This is a genomic window from Flexivirga sp. YIM B11880, from assembly GCF_058148645.1.
In genome coordinates, this window is record NZ_JBMAMH010000012.1 from 63,716 (window position 1) to 80,892 (window position 17,177).

General features: G+C 70.5%; 16 protein-coding genes. 8 read left to right on the plus strand and 8 right to left on the minus strand.

Annotated features, from left to right (window positions below):
* Positions 1-139: 139 nt before the first annotated feature.
* The 3 genes from ACN8HC_RS15805 to ACN8HC_RS15815 are packed head-to-tail and all read left to right on the plus strand — an operon-like array spanning position 140 to position 3,662.
* Complete coding sequence (locus ACN8HC_RS15805; RefSeq protein WP_490075798.1) at positions 140-871, plus strand: peptidylprolyl isomerase; 732 nt, start codon at positions 140-142, stop codon at positions 869-871.
* Positions 868-2,358: a DUF349 domain-containing protein gene (locus tag ACN8HC_RS15810; RefSeq protein ID WP_490075799.1), complete on the plus strand. Its 1,491-nt coding sequence runs from the start codon at positions 868-870 to the stop codon at positions 2,356-2,358. The genes ACN8HC_RS15805 and ACN8HC_RS15810 overlap by 4 nt, the downstream gene beginning before the upstream one ends.
* The gene (locus ACN8HC_RS15815; RefSeq protein ID WP_490075800.1) at positions 2,355-3,662 is read left to right on the plus strand and encodes a M18 family aminopeptidase; all 1,308 of its coding nucleotides are present in this window, start codon (positions 2,355-2,357) and stop codon (positions 3,660-3,662) included. Before ACN8HC_RS15810 ends, ACN8HC_RS15815 begins: the two co-directional genes overlap by 4 nt.
* Here ACN8HC_RS15815 and ACN8HC_RS15820 read toward each other — a convergent pair.
* From ACN8HC_RS15820 to ACN8HC_RS15840, 5 genes are all read right to left on the minus strand, one after another.
* Positions 3,631-5,463, minus strand: a complete 1,833-nt coding sequence (locus ACN8HC_RS15820; protein WP_490075801.1) for a CHAT domain-containing protein — start codon at positions 5,461-5,463, stop codon at positions 3,631-3,633. The genes ACN8HC_RS15815 and ACN8HC_RS15820 overlap by 32 nt on opposite strands.
* A complete protein-coding gene (locus ACN8HC_RS15825) occupies positions 5,366-6,124 on the minus strand; it encodes a hypothetical protein (protein WP_490075802.1) in 759 nt (252 codons plus the stop codon). The genes ACN8HC_RS15820 and ACN8HC_RS15825 overlap by 98 nt, the downstream gene beginning before the upstream one ends.
* A 152-nt stretch (positions 6,125-6,276) precedes the next feature.
* Entirely contained in the window at positions 6,277-6,759 is a 483-nt protein-coding gene (locus tag ACN8HC_RS15830; protein ID WP_490075803.1) for a hypothetical protein, read from the minus strand.
* The gene (locus ACN8HC_RS15835; RefSeq protein ID WP_490075804.1) at positions 6,756-7,346 is read right to left on the minus strand and encodes an RNA polymerase sigma factor; all 591 of its coding nucleotides are present in this window, start codon (positions 7,344-7,346) and stop codon (positions 6,756-6,758) included. The genes ACN8HC_RS15830 and ACN8HC_RS15835 overlap by 4 nt, the downstream gene beginning before the upstream one ends.
* Entirely contained in the window at positions 7,343-8,872 is a 1,530-nt protein-coding gene (locus ACN8HC_RS15840; RefSeq protein WP_490075805.1) for a S8/S53 family peptidase, read from the minus strand. The genes ACN8HC_RS15835 and ACN8HC_RS15840 overlap by 4 nt, the downstream gene beginning before the upstream one ends.
* Before the next feature lie 245 nt (positions 8,873-9,117).
* On the opposite strand from ACN8HC_RS15840, the gene ACN8HC_RS15845 reads away from it, so the two are divergent.
* The 4 genes from ACN8HC_RS15845 to ACN8HC_RS15860 are packed head-to-tail and all read left to right on the plus strand — an operon-like array spanning position 9,118 to position 13,562.
* Complete coding sequence (locus ACN8HC_RS15845) at positions 9,118-10,488, plus strand: chymotrypsin family serine protease (protein WP_490075806.1); 1,371 nt, start codon at positions 9,118-9,120, stop codon at positions 10,486-10,488.
* Position 10,489: 1 nt separating this feature from the next.
* Positions 10,490-11,401, plus strand: a complete 912-nt coding sequence (locus ACN8HC_RS15850) for a phosphotransferase family protein (protein WP_490075807.1) — start codon at positions 10,490-10,492, stop codon at positions 11,399-11,401.
* Positions 11,402-11,403: 2 nt separating this feature from the next.
* Positions 11,404-12,288, plus strand: a complete 885-nt coding sequence (locus ACN8HC_RS15855; RefSeq protein WP_490075808.1) for a T3SS effector HopA1 family protein — start codon at positions 11,404-11,406, stop codon at positions 12,286-12,288.
* On the plus strand, positions 12,285-13,562 hold the full coding sequence (locus tag ACN8HC_RS15860) for a lanthionine synthetase LanC family protein (RefSeq protein ID WP_490075809.1): 1,278 nt from the start codon (positions 12,285-12,287) through the stop codon (positions 13,560-13,562). Before ACN8HC_RS15855 ends, ACN8HC_RS15860 begins: the two co-directional genes overlap by 4 nt.
* A 465-nt stretch (positions 13,563-14,027) precedes the next feature.
* Here the strand turns inward: ACN8HC_RS15860 and ACN8HC_RS15865 are convergent, their stop codons facing one another.
* Both ACN8HC_RS15865 and ACN8HC_RS15870 read right to left on the minus strand, forming a co-directional pair.
* Positions 14,028-15,059 (minus strand): GNAT family N-acetyltransferase, encoded by a 1,032-nt coding sequence (locus ACN8HC_RS15865; RefSeq protein WP_490075810.1) that lies wholly within the window; start codon positions 15,057-15,059, stop codon positions 14,028-14,030.
* Positions 15,060-15,211: 152 nt separating this feature from the next.
* Positions 15,212-15,721, minus strand: coding sequence for a RidA family protein (locus ACN8HC_RS15870; RefSeq protein WP_490075811.1), 510 nt, complete (start codon positions 15,719-15,721; stop codon positions 15,212-15,214).
* Positions 15,722-16,152: 431 nt separating this feature from the next.
* Between ACN8HC_RS15870 and ACN8HC_RS15875 the strand changes: the two genes are divergently transcribed.
* Entirely contained in the window at positions 16,153-16,827 is a 675-nt protein-coding gene (locus ACN8HC_RS15875) for a DUF998 domain-containing protein (RefSeq protein WP_490075812.1), read from the plus strand.
* Between the two features lie 22 nt (positions 16,828-16,849).
* On the opposite strand, the gene ACN8HC_RS15880 is transcribed toward ACN8HC_RS15875, so the two are convergent.
* On the minus strand, positions 16,850-17,122 hold the full coding sequence (locus ACN8HC_RS15880) for a DUF3072 domain-containing protein (protein ID WP_490075813.1): 273 nt from the start codon (positions 17,120-17,122) through the stop codon (positions 16,850-16,852).
* Between the last annotated feature and the right edge of the window lie 55 nt (positions 17,123-17,177).

The window sequence follows — 17,177 nt, forward strand, 5'->3', positions numbered from 1 at the left end:
GGGGCCGGCTGGCGGTCACGACGACGTATCGGCCATGGAGTATCCGGTGGAAATCCACACCGAACGACATAGACTGACGGACGTTTGTCGCCGCCACCGCTGCGCGCCACCGCCCGATAGCACCGAGGAGAACCGACCCTTGCGTCTGAACCGGACACGGTCCGTCCTGGCAGTCGCGTGCCTCCTCCCGGTGGCGGCCCTCACCGCCTGCGGATCGAGCACGACCAACGGCACGGGAACCCCGGCCGCCACCGTCGCCACGTCACCCGCCGTGGGCGTTTCCGGCACGACCCTGCGCTGCACGAAGCCGCCGGCCCCTGCCGCGTCCGCGCAACAGCTGAAGCTGCCGTCGAAGAAAGCCGCCGCGGGCAAGACGTTCACCGCCGTCCTGCAGACCACGTGCGGGACCGTCACCTTCGAGTTGTATGGCGCCAAGGCGCCCCAGACGGTGGCGTCGTTCCTCCAGCTGGCCAAGGGCTACTGGGACAACAGCCCGTGCCATCGGCTCACCACCCAGGGCATCTACGTCCTGCAGTGCGGCGACCCGACGGGCACCGGCACCGGGAGCCCGGGCTATGGCTTCGGCGTCGAGAACGCTCCGAGCGACGGCGACTACCCGGCCGGCACGGTGGCCATGGCGCGCGGCGAGAGTCCGGACAGCAACGGCGGACAGTTCTTCGTGGTCTACAAGGACACCCAACTGCCTACCAACACCGGCGGCTACTCCATCTTCGGCAAGGTCACGAGGGGCATGGACATCATCAACGCGGTGGCCAGGGCCGGCACCAACAGTTCCACCGGCGACGGCGCCCCGAGCCAGCCGATCAGCATCCTCAAAGTCACCGTCACGCAGAAGAAGAGCGCAGCATGAGCGACCTGTCCCCCGAGAGCCCGCAGCCGACGGACGAAGGCTCCGACGCGACGACCGAGCAGGTGACCACTCCTGCGGAGCCGCGCCCGCAGCCCACGGCTGCTCCCGTGCCACACCCCCCGGCCGCGCCCGTGCCGCACCCGCCGACAACGCCTCTGCCGCACCCGCCCGCTGCGCCGTTGCCGCACCCGCCCGCGGCACCGGCCGTACCGACGCCCGCGCCGGCGGCGACCAGCAACTCCGCGTCGTTCGGCCGCGTGGCCGAGGACGGCACGGTCTTCGTGCGCACACCGGACGGTGACCGGGAGGTCGGCTCCTATCCGGAGGCGACGCCCGAGGAGGCCCTGGCCTACTTCGCTCGGAAGTACGACGAGCTGGCCGCGGCCGCAGGCCTGCTGCTGCAGCGGGTCGTGCAGACCGACCTGTCGGTGCACGACGGCCAGGAGGCGCTGCGTGCCCTGCGTGAGCAGGTCGGCGAGGCGCGGGTGGTCGGCGACCTGGCCCAGCTGGATGCCACGGTCGAGCAGATCGCGACCGCGCTGAAGGCGAAGGCTCAAGTGGAGGGTGAGGCTCGAGCCGCCGCTCGCGCCGAGGCGGCCCAGCAGCGTGAGGCACTGGTCGCCGAGGCAGAGCAGATCGCCGCCCAGCCGACGCAAAAGGTCCAGTGGAAGTCGAGCACCGCGCGGATGCGCGCGCTGCTCGACGAGTGGAAGACCCTGCAACGCAGCGGCACCAAGCTCGACAAGCCGACCGAGAACGCCCTCTGGCAGCGGTTCAGCCACGCCCGCAACGCCTTCGACAAGACGCGCCGCGCGCACTTCGCCAGGCTGGACGAGGAACACGCCGAGGTCAAGGCACGCAAGGAGCGGCTGATCGTCGAGGCCGAGCGGCTGGCAGCGTCCAAGGACTGGGGACCGACCGCGTCCGCGTTCAAACGGCTGATGAGCGAATGGCGCCAGGCCGGCCGCGCGTCACGCCAGGACGACGACAAGCTGTGGGCCCGCTTCAAGGCCGCGCAGGATGCGTTCTTCGCCGCCAAGGACGAGGTGGTCGCCGAGGAGAACAAGGAGTTCGAGGCCAACCTGCAGGTGAAGGAGCAGTTGCTGAAGGAAGCGCAGGCTCTGCTCCCGGTGAAGAACCTCGGCGCGGCCAAGTCCGCGCTACACAGCATCCAGGACCGGTGGGACGCCGCCGGCAAGGTGCCGCGCAAGGACATGAACCGCATCGAGCAGGCGATGCGCAAGGTCGAGCAGGCCGTGCGTGACGCCGAGGACTCCAAGTGGAAGAAGACCGACCCGGAACTCGCCGCACGCGCGCAGTCGATGGTCGACCAGCTGGAGCGGGCCGTCGCCGACCTCGAGGCGGATCTGGCGAAGGCCCGGGAGCGGGGCAACGACCGCAAGGTCAAGGAGCTGGAGGACTCACTCAAGGCGCGGCAGGCGTGGCTCGAGCAGGCGCGCAGCGGTCTGCAGGACGCGGACAAGTGACGGCACCGTCGACGGCGGCGCGCACGGTGGGCGCGGGGCTGATCGACTACCTGAACGCGGCGCCGACACCGTTCCACGCGTGCGCCGAGTCGGCCCGGATGCTCACCGCGGCCGGTTTCCGGGAGGTCGCCGAGACGGACGAGTGGCCGGCTGAACCGGGCGGCTACTTCCTGATCCGCGGCGGGTCGTTGCTCGCCTGGTCGACGCGGCACTCCGCCGGTGCGACGACTCCGGTCCGGATCGTCGGCGCACACACCGACTCGCCGAACTTCCGCATCAAGCCGCAGCCGGACGTGACCCGCGCGGGCTGGCAGCTGCTGGGTGTCGAGCCGTATGGCGGGCTGATCGCACCCAGCTGGATGGACCGTGACCTCGGCGTCGCGGGCCGGGCCGCCGTCCGGGCCGACAACAGTGTGGCGCAACGTCTGTTCCTGGTCGACGAGCCGGTGCTGCGCATCTCGCGGCTCGCCATACACCTCGACCGGTCGGCACGCGAGGGAGAAAAACTCAATCCACAGCAGCACCTGGTGCCGCACTGGGGCCTCGGCGACACGCCCGGCGACTTCCAGGCATACCTCGCCGAGCAGCTCGAGGTCCCGGCCGGTGACGTGTTGGCCTGGGACGCCATGACGTTCGACCTGCAGCCGGCGGCGTTCTTCGGCCGGGAGCAGGAGCTCATCGCGGGCGCACGCATGGACAACCTGGCCACGTCGTACGCCGGCACCGTCGCGCTGATCCGCGCCCACGAAGCAGGGCCGGCGCGACCGGCAACCCAGGTGCTGGCCCTCTTCGACCACGAGGAGATCGGCTCGGTGTCCGAGCGCGGTGCGCAGTCGGCGTTGCTCATGACGACGCTGGAGCGCATCACGGGCACCCTCGGCGGCGACCGGGGCGAACTGCACCGGGCGCTTGCCGGCAGTGTGATCGCGTCGGGCGACATGGCGCACGCGACCCACCCCAACTACGCCGACCGGCACGAGCCGCAGCACCAGATCGCGATGAACGGCGGCCCGGTGCTGAAGCTCAACACCAACCTGCGCTATGCGACGGATGCAGTTGGTGCGGCAGCGTTTTCGCTGGCCTGCGAGCAGGCGGACGTCCCGGTGCAACGCTTCGTGGTCCGGTCGGACCTGCCGTGTGGGTCGACCGTCGGGCCGGTCACCGCGGCGCTGACCGGCGTCACGACCGTCGACTTCGGTGCGCCCACGCTGTCGATGCACTCCGTGCGGGAACTCGTCGGCACCGACGATCAGCGGATGTATGCCGACGCGCTCACCGCGTTCCTCGCCCCGCAGGCCGGCTGACCGACCAGTCCGCGCCGTAGACGCTGAAGATCGCCGCACCGGGCTGCGCCGCGCGCGCCGACCGCAGACTCTCCGCCGCCGTGCGACCCGACGCGAGCCCGCGGTGGTAGCTGCTCATCACCTCAGCGGCCAAGGCGTCGTTGACCGGTCCGGCGGCGGCGAGCACGCTGCGGACGCCGAGGCCGAGCAGTGCCGCCGCCAGGCCGAGCGGCTCGTCGCCCGGTCCGACATGCGAACGGCCGAGGTCGCAGGCGGACAGCACGACATGCTGCGGCGCCCGCTCGCCACCGGTCAGTTCGTGGGCGAACAGCGGGCCGTCGTGGAGCTCCAGTCGGGAGAAGAGCGGACTCTGCTGGGCATGCACACCGTGTGCCGCGACGTGGACCAGGTCCGCGCCGGCGAACGCCTCGCGCAGCCGCTCCGTGGTCGCCGGGGCATGGCTGACGACCTCGAGTCCGGTCGCGCGCCATACCTCATGGACTTCGTGTAGTTCGTTGTGGCCGTGGGTGATTCGGGGACCGAGCAGAAGCTCTGCACGCCGCGGCGGACCGGCCTGGCCATCCACCGCGCACCACCGCGACACGGAGGGGGCGACCACCACCGCGCGTTCGGTGAGTGCGGGCAGCATGCTCCACGGCAGCGAACCGAGTGCCCGGGTCGGCGCGACGAGCACTGCATCGGTGAGCGACACGGACTCCGGCAGCAACACGGCGGCGAGCCGCTCGGCGGTGCGCGCGATCCCCCGGTCGATGGCCGGACCGAGGGCGCGGTCCGCGCCGGCATGCGCGCGTACCCGCAGGTCCGCCTCCAATCGGGCCGCCAGCTTCGCCGCCTCCGCACCGCCGGGCAGCGGACGAACCGCCGCACCCCGTGGCCCGCAGCAGAGCAGGTGCATCGCGCCCCGATGGGCGAAGTAGTAGAGCAACGTCGTGCCGGTCCGGAGGAGTTCGGCCCGCACCCGCCGGTATGGCGCCGGTGCCAGCCCGGCGGCCGTGCCGGTCGCACCGGCCGCCCACAGCCGACGGCCGAGTTGCGCCTCCAGCGAGGCGATTTCGGCTCGCAGGGTGACCTCGTCCTCCCCCGCCTGCAGGTCGTGGCGCAGCTGCCGCAGCCGCGACACCAGGGACGCGACGGTCGGGTCCGGGTGCGGCCGCACAGCCGGTAGCCGCTGGGACGCCGCGCGCCACCGTTCGACGGCCCGGAAGACCTCGCCGGGCTCGGCGAGCCGCATGGCCTCGGAAAGGTTGTAGTCGGCCAGTCGGGCACCGTGCACGGCGACCGCCGCCCGCGCCTGCAAACTGGCAACCGAACCCTGCATGCGCACCAGTTTCCGTGCCGCGGTTCGGAATTCGCGTTCTGCGGCGCGATGATCGCTGTTTGCCGCCGCGATCCGCGCCCTGAGTAGATGCTCGTACATGCCTGCAGCGAGCCCCTCAGCCGGGACGACTGGCAGCTTGTCGAGCAGCCGGGCCGCCTCCCCCGGTTCCCCGCGGCTGATCATCAGCTCGGCGGTGAGACGCGTCGCCATCCGCCCCGCAGTGGTCGTGCCGTTCAGCAGAGCCGGGTCGGGTGCCGAGCTCGCGCGGCCGCGTGCGACGTCGACGGCGATCGTCATGAGTTCGGCGTATGCCGTGAGCGGCCCATCGCCATACGCCCGGAACGCGCGGCTGGCTGCGGCGGCGCTGCGGCCGGCGCCGCGCACGTCACCCGTGAGCAGTTGCGCACCGACCAGGTCGAGCAGGATGTTGCCCTCGTCGAGCCGCAGGTGCCGGTTCCGTGCGCTGCGCAGCGCACGCCGCAACAGGTCCTCGGCCGGGTCGACCCGGCGGAGGGCCTGCTGCGGTGTGCGCTGCGCAGCGCACGCCGCAACAGGTCCTCGGCCGGGTCGACCCGGCGGAGGGCCTGCTGCGGTGTGCGCTGCGCAGCGCACGCCGCAGCAGGTCCTCGGCCGGGTCGACCAGGCCGACCTCGAGCAGCGCCGCGGCCATGTCGCGACGCGACTGCAGCCGGTCCACCCTGACGGGCAGCTCGTCCGCCTCCTGCATCATGCGGATGGCCTCCGGCAGGTGGCCGACGAAGAACTCGAGACAACCCAGATTGTGCCGCGCCTTGAAGACGACCTCGGGCCAGTCCTGTTGCGCGGCAAGCTTCAGCGCAGCCCGCAGATCCCGGCGTCCGGCGGCCGGCCGGCGCAGCGTGATGTTGGCCAGGCCGCGGTTGAGCAGCACCGCGAGCACCTCGGCCGGTGAGCGCAGGTCCTCCTCGTGCACCTGCTCGAGCGCGGCGAGGCCGGCCGCCCAGTCGCCGCGGTACATGGCGATGGTGCCCTCCTGGACGAAGGCGAGGGCGACGACATACCTCGACCCGGCCGAGGCCGCCGCGCGACGCGCCTCCCCGAGTGTGCGGTGCGCTGCGTCCGGGCCGCCGACGTGCAGATCGGCCAGCGCGCGGGTCACCAGCACCCGGCCGAGCAGCTCCAGTTGGCCGGCGTCACCGTCGAGGCTCTCGATCGCCCCCGTGAGCCGGCTGCGGGACGCGGACCACTGGCCCAGGGTGTTCAGGCGGCGGGCCTGGGCGAGTTCGCGTTCGGCATACGAGGTGCTGATAGTGCCTCTCAGATCTGAATCGGTGGGGTGACAAGTGGTCGCGTGCCAGGGCGCGCTGTCTGCTGAATCACCAAGTGCACCAATCCGGCTCGGGAGAACTCGACCTCGAATCGCCCGTCCTGGTCGAGCACCGCCTCGACCTCGCCGTCCGGGCCGTGCACCCGCACGGAGACCTCCGGCGTGCTCAGCCAGCCGGTGATGCGCCGGCGTGGGCGTCGCTCCGAGTCCAGGGTGAGCAGCACGGTCACCTCGTCGCCGCTGAAAGTCACGGTCGTGATCGGCTCGTATGTCGACCGCACGCCGACCGGCGTCGAGTCGAGCAGCTCGGCGACCTCCGCACCCAGCGCCTCCACCGTCAGCGCGAACTTCACCTGGTCGATCAACCCGGCGGGCACCGGGTCGTTCGCGGAGACGATGCCACCCAGCGTCTGCAGGATCTGCTCGTCGGTCGAATCGATCGGTCCGCCGAGCAGTTCTTCGATGCGGTTCATCGTGCGTCCTCCCATTCACGATCGGCCTCCAGCGACGCCCGGAGCTTGGCCAGGCAACGCCCCCGGGTGGGGCCGATACTGCCCACGGACACGCCCATCGCCGCGGCCAGTCCGGCGTAGTCGGGGCGGTCGCCGGTCGCCACGACGGACAGCAGTGCCCGGCATCGTGGCGGCAGTTGCCGGAAATGCCTCCAGAGGGTCCGCTCGGAGTCGGTGCGCAGCATCGTCGCCTCGGGACCGTCGGCCACGGGCGCGAGCCGGTCGACCGGCTCGTCCTCCGCCTGCACGCGGCCGGCCCGGCGTGCCTCCGCCCAGGCGCGCCGCCGGGTGCTGACCAGCAGCCATTGCAGCACCGCCTGCGCGTCGGTGATCCGGTCCGCCTGCCGGTAGAGGGTCAGCCAGACCTCCTGGACGACATCCTCGGCGGTGCCGCTGTCGAGACCCGCGCCACGAGCAGCGCGCCACATCACGGGGGTGACCGCGTCCACCAGACGTGACATCGCGAGGTCGTCACCGGCGCGATAGTCCCGGAAACAACCGGCGGCCCGATCGGCCAGGCCGTCCCGGCGGGAACCGACGGCCGTCACGACGCACCGCCGAGACACGACTGCACCGCCGCGATCAGTCGGTGACGGCGGCTCTCGTCGTCCGGGCCGCCGCTGCCGCCGAGGGCGGCCGCGATGTCGCCGGCCAACGCCGGCGCGGCGAACGATGTGCCGCTCCACAGCCCGAAACCGCACGAGTAGTCGTCCAGATCCACCGCGGCGCGTGCCGGCAGCACACCGGCATTCGTCGAAATCGCTGCCCGGGCAGCCGCATTGAACGTCGTCGGCATGGTGCTCACCACGTTGGTCGCCGCCCGGTAGGCGGTGACCCACGAGCCGGTGTTGGAGTAGACGGAGACCAGCGCCTGCCCCGGATCGGTGGCACCCACGGCGAGCAGCGGCACGGCACCCCCTCCGCCGGCCGCCAGGCCGGCCGGATAGAAGGGTGTGGTCGTCGCATCGTTGCCCGCCGCTGCCACGACGCTGACGCCGGCGTCCCCGAACGCCTTGAGGATGGCGGCCAGTGCACTGCTGTGCACGACCGCTCCCGGCGACTCGGCGTAGTAGCCCATCGACAGCGAGAGCACGTCGAGCGGACGCCCCTCGACGCGGCCGTCGCAGGCCAGCAGGTGGTAGGCGTAGAGATCGGTCAGCGCCGCGAGCAGATCGCCCTCGTCCGCGGCGCCGTCGCCATACATGACCGGCGCGCTGATCAGGGTCGCGGAGGGGCAGTGCTGCCGGACGATGCCGGCCAGGAACGTTCCGTGCCCGGCGCGCGGGTCGAGTGTTCCGTTGACCCGGTCGAGGGTGACCCCGGTCTGTTCCGGATCGTCGGATGCGTTGAACCGCAAGCCGATCGGCGCACCGGCGAGCCGCGGATCACGGTCCGTGTGATGTGTGAACCACGGGTGTTCGCCGATGCCGGTGTCGAGCAGGGCGACCACGGGCCCGTCCTCGGCGTCGACTCCGTCGGCGGGGTCCGGGGCGGCCCAGCTGACCGGAGCACGCGATGCACCGCCGGCCTCGGCACCGACACCTTGCAGGTAGCCGACACCCTGCAGGTAACCGACGCCCTGGAGGTAACCCACTCCCTGGAGATAGCCGACGCCCTGCAGATAGCCGGCGACGGTGAGGATGTGGCTCAACCCGGCCGGAATGCCGGCGTCCCGGGCGCGCAGGACCCACGGTGCCGCATCCACCGGGCGCGGGTCGGCGCTCGTGGGCACCAGGCGCACCACGGTGGGCATGAGGCCTTCGAGTTGTTCGGTCAGCCGCAGCTTCCGGTCCAGCACGTCGGACGAGTTCACCACCACGACGCGCGCACGGTCACCGAGCAACTCCTGCATGGTGCGCACCACCGACTCCACGCTGCGACCCGGGACACCCGGCAGCACGATCCGGTCCCCGGCATACAGGGTGGGTGCCGCGGGCCGGCCGTCGTCGTTCACGGGCCACTGATCGGGATCGAGCATCCGTGCGGAGAAACGTGCCACGGCCGACGGAGGCAGCATCGGCACCGGCGAAACCGATTGGGCAAACTGGGATTCGGCGCGGGTGCCATCATTCATGGTGTCTCCTCGAGACCGGTGGACCCGGTGGCTCCAAGTATGGCGCTGGGAGCCTCGTGCTGCCACCGATTCCTGCGTGTTCGGCCGGGTGCTGACACCCTGCAGGAGCACCGTGCAGCCGCGGTGATACGTCCGGACGCCGATCTTCTCGGCGCGGAGATCTCTGACGTATCAGGGGTGTCCGCAACTGCTCCTTCCCGTCAACAAGCTCGAGAGGCGAGCGCGATCACAGCAAGGAGAGTCCCATGGCCGACGACCGAGCACAGGCACGGGCACAGATCCGAGGGATCAAGCAGGCGGCCGAGGACGACCTGCTCGCGAGGAAGAACGTCGTCGGGGTCGACATCGCCGACAAGGAGACCGACGGCAAGAACACCGGGCAACTGGCGATCGTCGTCTTCGTCGAGCAGAAGCAACCCGACTCCGAGCTGTCCGCCGCTGACCGCGTCCCGAAGGAGATCGACGGTGTACCCACGGATGTGCAGCAGATGACCATCGAACTGCAGGGGCCGTCGATGGAGCTGGTCGGCGACGTCACTCCGGAGGTCGACACGACGGTGTACACGACGATGCACGGCGGCATCTCCATGGGACCGCTGCGCAGCGTCTATCTCGCGCCGCCCGACGTACCGTCGGCCGGCAACTACATCTTCGCCGGCACGCTGGGCGCGATGGTGCGTGACCGCGGCAACGGCAGCACGATGGCACTCACCAACTTCCACGTGGCCTGCGTGAACAACACCTGGTCGGTCGGCGACCGCATGGTCCAGCCGTCCCTGCTCGACGGCGGCTCCAGCGGCAACCAGTTCGGCAGCCTCACCCGGGCCACGCTCAGCGACGACGTGGACGGCGCCGTCGTCACGGTGGATTCCGGCAAGGCGACGAGCCCGACCGTCGAGGAGATCGGCGACGTCGCCGGCCACACGCCTGCGACCATCGGGGCAGCGGTTCGCAAGCGCGGCCGCACCACCGAACTGACTTACGGCACAATCGTTTCGACCGATTTCACCGTGTCGATCGACTACGGCAGCGACGTCGGGTCACGCACCCTGCACCATCAGATCCGCGTCCAGACCGACACCAGCCGGTCCGCCAGGTTCTCCGATCACGGTGACTCCGGATCGGTGGTCATGGACGACAACCGGAACGTGGTCGGGCTGCTCTTCGCCGGTTCGAGCGACGGCCAGTGGACCTTCGCCAACCCGATCCAGTCGGTGCTGGACGAGCTGAATGTGGACCTGATCGTCGCGCCGGTCGTCACGCGCCCGATCCTGACCTGCCTCAACACCAGGCTCACGGTGTGCACGATCAGCCGATCCACCTCGTGCGTCCTGACCCGCACCGTCGCCTGCAACGTCACGCGCTCCACGGTCTGCCTGGTCACCCGGGTGGCTTGCGGGTTCACTCGGCTGACCTGTCCACCAGTGACTCGAGTCGGCTGCGACATCCTCACTCGGGCCGGGTGCACCATCCCCGATCCGGGGCCGTGGCAGGAAGGGTTCGGCGAGGACGGGCACGGCTACGGCGCGGCGCCCGATGTGCCCGAGGAGTTCTGGGCCGGCTATCTCACGGCGCTCGAAGAAATCAACGAGCTCGACCAGCCGGAACAGGACTGAGATGACCACCACTCCGGAGATCCTGTCGCTCGCCGTCCGGGCGGGGCTGGCCGGCGCTGCCGACGCGGTCTCCGGAGTGGTCGACGTGGTGCCCGTGTCCCGTACCAACGGGGTGCACTGTGTGCAGCGACATGGGCGACCGGTCGCGTACGTCAAGCAGCCCGGTATGGCGAGCCGGGTCGACGGCGACGACGTCGTCGCCGCCGAACGGCTGGCCCTCACCCGGCTGCACCCCCTCGGTCTGACACCACCGCTGTTCCCTCAAGGGGGATCAGCGGTGGTGTGGACCGGTGTCGCGGCCGGGCAGGACCTGCTGACGATCTCCCTCGGGGGGACGTCGTCGGCCCGGGTGGCCGCCGCGCTCGGCCTGGCGCTCGCGCGCCTGCACACCGCACCGGTCGACGACCGGGTGCCGTTCGCCCGCCCGCCCTGGCCGCTGCTGATCGAGCCGCTGCCGTCGATGCGGACCCACAGCGCAGCGGGCGACCGTGACGCGGTCCTCGGGGTCTGGCAGGAAGCCGGCGTGCAGCGCCTGCTGCAGCCGCTGGCCGAGGCGTGGGAGCGCAGCGCCCACTGGACACATGGCGACCTGTCGGCCACGAACGTGTTCGTCGACGTCGACGCTCGCGTCACCTTCATCGACCTGGAGTCCGCGGGGCGCGGCGACGCAGCCTGGGACGTGGTCACGCTCGAGCAGACGCTCACCGCGACCGCAGTCCCCGTCGCGGACTTCCGCGCTGCGTATGCCGCGGCCGGCGGCCCCGCACCGCAGGGTGGTCCCGCATGGCGCATCGTCCGGTTGCTTGTCACTGCCTGGCAGCACGCGGCTCAGCCGGACACCGACCAGCATGTGATCGTCGAGCGGCTCTTGCGGGACGTCCGACGGAATGCGCTTCTCCCAGAGAGGAATTGACGATGAGCTGGACCACGCACACGATCGAGGAACTGCGCGCCGCCCACCAGGTGCTCACCACGATGGCCGACGCGGACGACCCGGCGATGGCGCTCTACGAGCACTGGTGGGCCGCACCTCGGCCCGGCGGCACCGCCCCCGGGCGCTGGGACCCGCCGCTCGGCTGGGCGCTCCGCGCCGCACACGCCGGCGGCCTGGAATGGTCTCCCGAGTCGCAGCAGGTGCTCGCGGTCGGAGCGTATGGCGCGGCCGTGGTCGCCGACGAGACGCGCCGTAGGGCACTCGGACGTGGTGACTACCTCACGACCGGCACCGGCGTGGGGCTCGCCCCGACCGTGGGCTCGCGGCTACGGGTCACTCAGCGCCGGGGTGGCCACGAGGATCAGGGCTGGTGGAGGACCTGGGGGCCGGCGTGGCCACACCGCGAGCCGGACCCCGAGATGACCCGGCTGTACTTCGCGCCCCGCCGGGTGGAGGTGGCACGACTGGTGCACGAGATCACTCGCGTCATACCGCGCAGCACCGGGAACTGGTCACTCAAGGTGGCGACGCACCCGGCCGCACTGGATCGGGCGGACGCGGTCGTGCTGTATGTGCCGGACGCGTGTCGCGACGAGGTGTTCGGTGCTGTCATCGAGGTATGTCGCGAGCACGTGCGCAACGCGTCACCGCCGTTCACCCGGCTGCTTCGACCGGGCATCGCCTGGAGCGAGGACCCCGGCGACGGGCGCAGCTTCGGCGAGGTGCGCTGTCGCTGGCTGAGCGACGCATACTGGCGGGCCGACGCTCGCGGCGACGCCTTCACGGACGTCGTGGCGGAGGTGTTCGCCGCGCACGGCGTGACCCAGGAGAACACCCAGCTGCGCGGCGCGAGGGTTCTGACATGACCGTCACCGCGACACCCGCGCCGGTCGCGCCCGCGCCGCTGCCGAGCATCGAGGACCGGCTGCGGAGGACGGTGTCCGCGTGCGCAGATCTGTTGGCGGACAATGCGATCGAGTCCGGCGAGCAGGTGACCTGGCCGACCTGGGTGCTGGGTGATTCCGGGCTGCCGGACCGGTGCACCGCCGGCCGGTCGGCCTTCTACGACGGCGACGCGGGCATCGCCTGGGCGCTCCGCCGGCTGGGGCCGGCGCTGCACCGGCCAGACGTTGCCGCCCTCGGCGATCACGCCGCCCGCGCCGTGTGCCGGCGGACACCACTCGACTCCCCCGGCCTGCTCGACGGGCGCGCCGGTGTCGAGCTGCTAGCTGCCCGGGCCACCACGCCCACGTGGCTGCATCACGACCCCGCCGAGTTCGTGGCGCTGTTCGACTGTTGCGACCTCACCTCGGGCCTGGCCGGAGCACTGCTCGCGCTCACCCGCGTGGAGACGGCACCACCGCAGTTGGCCGCGGCGGTCGTGGCCGAGTTGTGGCGTCGCTCGGAGGTGCAGCTGTGGGGTCGCGCCTGGCCGGACAACACCCAGCACGGCGACGCGGGCCGGCCGCTGTGCGGATTGGCACACGGCGCGAGCGGCATTGCGTGGGCCTTGGCCGAAACAGCTTGGCATCGGCCGCAATTGGCCGACTCCGCGCTCTCGCTCGCAGCGGAGGCGCTGCGTTTCGAGGCGGCGTGGTCCGACCCGTTGCACGGCGGCTGGCCGGACCTGCGCGGCGGGAAGCCGGTGTGGGCGGCTCGGTGGTGTCACGGCGCGGCGGGCGCCGGCGCCATACGACTGCGTCTGCTGGAGCTGTCTGCGCAGGGCCTCGTCGCTCCCTGGTCCGACGAGACGATTCGCGCCGAGCTGGAGGTCGCGGTTCAGGCGTGCGGTGCCGAGGTGTGGTCGGAGCGCGAGGTGTGGCACCGCTATGGAGCTGACGGGCTGGGTCAGGGCTGGACGCTCTGCCACGGGCTCGGCGCACCGGTCGCCGTGCTGGACCTCGCCGCCACGACACTCGATGAGCCGGCACACCGCACACTCGCGCTGGAGGCGGCAGCCGACTTCCTCGACGTCGCCGGCGACGACCCCGGCAACTGGCCGTGCGGACTGCAGGGTGCCGACGCCGATTTCGGACTCTGCAACGGTGTCGCCGGCACCGCGGTGCTGCTCGCCGATCTCGCCCGACTCACCGGCCCCGGCTCGGCCGACGCGGATCGTGCGGCGGTGCTGCTCGGCTGAAGCGGCGACTGAACGCCGAACGCATGGGACCTTGTCCGGATTTGGTCTCGCAGGCGGCGTCCCGGATAAGGCGCCCTTACCGGGCGATTTGCCGGGCGGCTCTTACGGGACAACGTGCCGAACGTCCCGTCGTTGACGAGGCGAACCATCGAAGCTCAGCTATTTGACCAACGCGACAGTCTCTTGATGATCACCGTCCAGGAAGCCGTGGACTGCTCTGATTCCGACCCCGCGACACACGCCGAGTAACACTTCACCTTGTGCTGAGTCGATTCGACCGCCGAGACCGCGCTGATTACGAACTACTCAGGCGTAAGAGCCCGTGGTCCTGACGGCTCCATAGCCAGACCAACTGCACGACCAGGGGCGGCGTTGTCGGCACGGTGGCTGTCTCCCAGAGGGATCCCTGATCGGGCGCGGCTGTCGGTTGGCTGGCGGCGCGGACGAGGAACGTTGATTGTCCGGTTACACGATCGGGCCGACGGGCAGGCCCGGGAGCTCGGTTCCGGGTGGCTCACGGATCACGATCTGCATCGTTGTCGATGGCAGCCAAGGGGCGGCGGGCAAGGCGCGGGCCAGCGGTCCGGCGGGGTCCACCGAGCGGACAACGCTGGTGACGTCATCTCGCATGTCCCATCTGAGGTGATGCCAGAGCAGTTGCGCTGCAGCCTCCTGTCCGCGGCGGAACCACGCCAGGCGCACGTTGGTGTTGCGCATCAACCTGTTCCGCGGGACGACTCGGACTACGGCATTGGCGGCGGCCAGGAGAGCGGGCATCCGGGTCACCTCCATCGAGATCAGCTTGTACTCGTGTTCAAGGCCGATCCCCGCTACCACTGCGCCAGTGGCGTCGACCGCCACGGTGTAGCTGTGCAGCACTTGTCCGCCTACGCGAACGTCGACCCATCGAGCGAGCTCGTCCGCGTTCACAACCGGTGCGAGCGAAAGCTCTCGCGCGGCCATGCGGATGCCTGCTGCGACGGCGTCGAAATCGGCGACCGCGATCGGTCTGATACGCACGTTCGGCGACGGAGCTGGAGCCCGACGGGGCGGAGGGACGGGCGTGACCCGCACCGTTCCGAGTATCCGGTTAGCCCAGCGCATGGCGTTCCCCATTGACGGCGCGTTGCCTGCCTGCACCGCGGCAGCGACCACATACGCACCGTCTCTGCTGGAGACTGCGTCGAGCCGGCCGGAAGTGAGCCGACGCGCGATCCCTCGCCCACGCCAGGGCGGCGCCACCACCAAATCCGACAACCAGGCCAGACCGATCTCACGGTCACCGTCGGCGACACGGGAGAACGACACACACCCCGCGCCGACGAGTTCGCCGTCGATAACGGCCGCGTAGTGCTGACTGTCGCCCCAACGAAGCGAACGCAGCGCTGTGTCATCGCCGTGATGCCGTGGCCGGAAAGCCACTTTCCCGCTGTCACTGGACGACGCGCGCAGTCGGCGAAGCTCGGAGAATTCCTCTTCTCGGAGCGGCCGCACCACGAGGTCATCGCCGAGATCATCTGGCCCGCTGATCACGGTCCAATCCTAGGGTCGACCGTGCGGGAACGACAGGTGCGGCTGCGCGGCGCTCGAGCACCGCAAGCCGCCTCTGCCCGCCTGGTCGAGGTGATCTCGCTCCCGGCCGGCACGGTCTACTGCAGCGTTCCTGGGTGCCAGCCGAAGGGGGCGAGACTCAATTCGGCGGCCACCACCACCGGCAGGTTCACAGGAAGTGCCGCGACGCCGATCGCTGTCCGGGCGTGCTGGCCGATGTCGTCGCCGAAGACCTCGATCACCAACTCGGAAAAGGCGTTGATCACAGCAGTGGTCCGCGCGTAGCCGGGTTGGGCCTGCACAAAACCGGTGACCGTGAGCCAGGCGGTGATGCGGTCCAGTTCGCCGATTGCCCGTTTCACGCTGGTCAGCACAGACAGAGCAGCTGCTCTGGCCGAGTTCGCCGCCTGCTCGAAGCTGACCTCGTCTGGAACACGGCCGAACGGGCCGACCGGGGAACCATCGAGGTCCTGCGCACCATGGCCGGACACCAGCACGCGGTCGCCCACGACTCGCACCCACGAGAAGGACGTTACGACACCGGCAGGCATCGCCGGGACACCCGGCAACTGCACACCCAGATCGGACAGGCGCTCCTCGATGCCCATGATCCCATCATTGTGCAGCACGCCAGGTGCGCGCAGGGATCGCCGCCCGCGTGTCCGGACGGATAAGCAAGCACAGCCGGCCGTCTAGCCTCAAAGCAAGGACACCACGCCAGGCGAAAGTGGGGCGGAGAACTGTCCGAGTTTCGGACAGTCCGCATGCCAAATGTCGCGGTTCCGTGGTCCCCTGAACGGCGCATGAGGCCCCCGTTGACGGATCGGTGTACGGTCACGCGACGCTCCGGCACGGGACGTGGTCGCGGTTCCGCCAAGCGCCCTTGCTCCTCGCGGCCAAGCTGCGCCCGGCAGGATGGGGGCATGTCAGGTACGGATCACGTGGTGAGGGACAGCACCCGCTGGCGGGGACGGCTGCAATCAGCATTGCACGTCGGCCGTCGAGCGGCGTGAGACTCGGGACGTTCGGGACGAGGGCGATGGCCGACCTTCACTCCCGGAATGCTGAGCGCGACGGGCTGCTCGTCGTCGCCCGCGTCGCGGGTCTGCTCGGTGTGGCGGCGTACAACTGGTGGCTCTATGTCCTGATCCGGCCCGGGCACTACCCCGTCTCCGAGAATGGCATGTTCAGCGACCTCGAGGCCCGCTCGGTCCCGCACTCGGTCGACCTGCGCGCCTTCGACATCGCTTCGGGCGTGCTGTTGCTCCTTGCGTATGCCGCGCTCTGGGCCCGCGGACGGCGGCGCCTCTGGCCGGAGACCCCGCTCATGGCGCTCATGGGCGTGACAGTGCTGCTCGGAGGCCTGTTCCCGTATCAATGCGCGGAAGGGCTCTCGCCGTCATGCCGGCGGGCGGAGTGGCATCTGGAGCTGCCGTCCAGCCATTACCTCCACGTGGTCGCGGGAATCGGTGAGTTCGCCTGTGTCACAGCGGTTGCAGTGCTGCTCTGGCGTCGGCTGCGTCCCGCCGCGTCGAGCTGGTGGCGGGTCGTCGTCTCGGTGGTCTACCGGTTGCTGTTCGTGGCGTATGCCGTGTTCGCCGTGACGTACCTGTCCGACCACGGCTCGCTGTTCATCGAGCCGGTCTTCCTGCTGATGTGGACCGCCATCACAGTCGTCATGCTCTTCGCGCCGATCGACCCTGCGGCGCCATGAGGATCCTCTACGGAGCCTCCTGTCAGCTGAGCCGGTCGTTGCCTTTCTGCAGGCGGTCGATCTGCTTGCTGGCCTCGGCTTTGGTCATCGTCGCCGGCAGCTGCTCACCTGCCTCGCGGGCCAGCGTCTCCAGGTAGGAGCGCTGGGCGTCGGTCATCGGCTCGTCGCCGGTGGCCCACTCGTCGGGGTCGCGCTCGAGCTGGTCGGGCCTGCCCGGATGGGCGGCGCCGATGGTCTCCTGGCCGGCGTCGTCGGTGGCTGGCTCATCGGGGGTGGGGGTATCGGATTGACTCATGCCGTCACATTAACCGACTGCCCGACGCCGAACCCCTTGTGATTGGCGGTCCGCC

What these genes read in the sequence shown, in the direction of transcription:
- ACN8HC_RS15840 (WP_490075805.1), bottom strand. Translation starts at nt 8,872, where the DNA reads ATGAATGATGGCACCCGCGCCGAATCCCAGTTTGCCCAATCGGTTTCG.
- ACN8HC_RS15875 (WP_490075812.1), top strand. Translation starts at nt 16,153, where the DNA reads ATGGCCGACCTTCACTCCCGGAATGCTGAGCGCGACGGGCTGCTCGTC.
- ACN8HC_RS15855 (WP_490075808.1), top strand. Translation starts at nt 11,404, where the DNA reads ATGAGCTGGACCACGCACACGATCGAGGAACTGCGCGCCGCCCACCAG.
- ACN8HC_RS15830 (WP_490075803.1), bottom strand. Translation starts at nt 6,759, where the DNA reads ATGAACCGCATCGAAGAACTGCTCGGCGGACCGATCGATTCGACCGAC.
- ACN8HC_RS15860 (WP_490075809.1), top strand. Translation starts at nt 12,285, where the DNA reads ATGACCGTCACCGCGACACCCGCGCCGGTCGCGCCCGCGCCGCTGCCG.
- ACN8HC_RS15870 (WP_490075811.1), bottom strand. Translation starts at nt 15,721, where the DNA reads ATGGGCATCGAGGAGCGCCTGTCCGATCTGGGTGTGCAGTTGCCGGGT.
- ACN8HC_RS15810 (WP_490075799.1), top strand. Translation starts at nt 868, where the DNA reads ATGAGCGACCTGTCCCCCGAGAGCCCGCAGCCGACGGACGAAGGCTCC.
- ACN8HC_RS15850 (WP_490075807.1), top strand. Translation starts at nt 10,490, where the DNA reads ATGACCACCACTCCGGAGATCCTGTCGCTCGCCGTCCGGGCGGGGCTG.
- ACN8HC_RS15845 (WP_490075806.1), top strand. Translation starts at nt 9,118, where the DNA reads ATGGCCGACGACCGAGCACAGGCACGGGCACAGATCCGAGGGATCAAG.
- ACN8HC_RS15880 (WP_490075813.1), bottom strand. Translation starts at nt 17,122, where the DNA reads ATGAGTCAATCCGATACCCCCACCCCCGATGAGCCAGCCACCGACGAC.